The 1,588-nt window shown below is 73.4% G+C and carries 2 protein-coding genes; both read right to left on the bottom strand.

The window, feature by feature from the left end; genetic code table 11:
* Positions 1–719, bottom strand: a 719-nt coding sequence (locus tag CCN56_RS40185) for an aminotransferase class IV (RefSeq protein WP_086832498.1), incomplete at its 3' end; no start/stop codon positions are given.
* The coding region (locus CCN56_RS40180) for a chorismate-binding protein (RefSeq protein WP_107484320.1) at positions 716–1,588 on the bottom strand (873 nt) is incomplete at its 5' end. The genes CCN56_RS40180 and CCN56_RS40185, both read right to left, overlap by 4 nt.

Raw genomic sequence — 1,588 nt, 5'->3', positions numbered from 1 at the left:
ACGGCCTGGACGTCGCGGAGGGTCGAGGTCAGGAAGATCTCGTCGGCGCTTTCGAGCATCTCGAGGGGCAGGTCGGTCTCCTCGGCGCCGGTCCACTTCACGGCGAGCGCGCGCGTGATGCCCGCGAGGCAGCCGGAGGAGACGGGCGGGGTGAGGATCCGGCCGTCGACCACGACGAAGACGTTGGAGCCGGTGCCCTCGCAGAGCTGCCCCACGGTGTTGGCGAAGAGCGCCTCGGAGGCCCCCTGCTCGCGCGCCCTGGCGAGGGCGACGACGTTCTCGGCGTACGAGGTGGTCTTGAGGCCGGTGAGGGCGCCGCGCTCGTTCCGCGTCCAGGGGACGGTGATCACGGCGGTGGAGTCGGGGCGGCGACCGGTCTCGCCGAGGGCGACGACCAGGCTCGTCCCGGCGTCGCCGCGCTCGGAGCCGAGCGGGGAGGGACCACCGGTGTACGTGATGCGGAGCCGGCCGAGCTCCATCGGGTTGGCCTCCAGGACGGCGGCACAGGCGCGGCGGACCTCGTCGAGGTCCGGGTCGGGCAGTCCGAGACCGCGGGCGGAGCGGGTGAGGCGCTCCAGGTGGAGGGTGAGAGCAAACGTTTCGCCGCGCTCCGCCTTGACCGTCTCGAAGATGCCGTCGCCGACGGTCAGTCCGTGGTCCAGTACGGAGACCCGGGCGGTCTCCGCGTCGTGCAGCCCGCCGTTGACCCAGAGTTTCATCGAGAAGTGGCCCTTCCGCTCGCCTCACGGGCGCCCGACTCGTAGGCGCCGGATGACTCATAGGCGCCCGACGCTATCGCGACGAGCCGGTCCGCCTTCAGCTCGGTCTCCTCCCACTCGCGCTCCGGGTCGGAGCCCCAGGTGATCCCGGCGCCCGTGCCGAAGCGGAGCACGCCCTCGGGGCGGTCGATCCAGAAGGTGCGTATGCCGACGGCCAGCTCGCCGGTGCCCGCGTCGGCGTCGACCCAGCCGATGCCTCCGCAGTACGGGCCGCGGGGCGCGGTCTCCAGGGCCTCGATGATCCGCAGCGCGCTGGACTTGGGCGCGCCGGTGACGGAGCCGGGCGGGAAGGTGGCGGCGAGCAGCTCGGGCCAGCCGGCGTCCTCGCGGAGGAGGCCGGTGACCGTGGAGACGAGGTGGACGAGGCCGGGGTGCTCCTCGACGGCGCAGAGCTCGGGGACGGCGACGGTGCCGGTCTCGCTGACGCGGCCCAGGTCGTTGCGGACCAGGTCGACGATCATCACGTTCTCCGCGTGGTCCTTGGGGAGGAGGTCGGCGGCGGTGCGGCCGGTCCCCTTGATGGGGCCGGAGGAGATCAGGGCCCCTTCCCTGCGCAGATAGAGCTCGGGGGACGCGGTGGCGATCTCCACGCCGTGGGCGGGCAGACGGATCGTTCCGGCATAGGGGGCGGGGTTGCCGCGGGCCAGAAGCGCGGTGAGGGCGTCGACGTCGGCGGCTGCCGGGTCCGGCAGCGGCGCGGTCAGCACCCGGCAGAGGTTCGCCTGGTAGACCTCTCCGCGCGCGATGTGCTCGCGCACCCGCCGTACGCCCGCCGTGTACGCGGCGCGGTCCCGCCGCCGGTGACTGGA

Origin of the sequence: Streptomyces sp. NRRL B-24572 (assembly GCF_002156145.1) — a bacterium.
Classification (GTDB): domain Bacteria; phylum Actinomycetota; class Actinomycetes; order Streptomycetales; family Streptomycetaceae; genus Streptomyces; species Streptomyces vietnamensis.
This window is presented reverse-complemented; position numbering and strand designations above follow the sequence as displayed.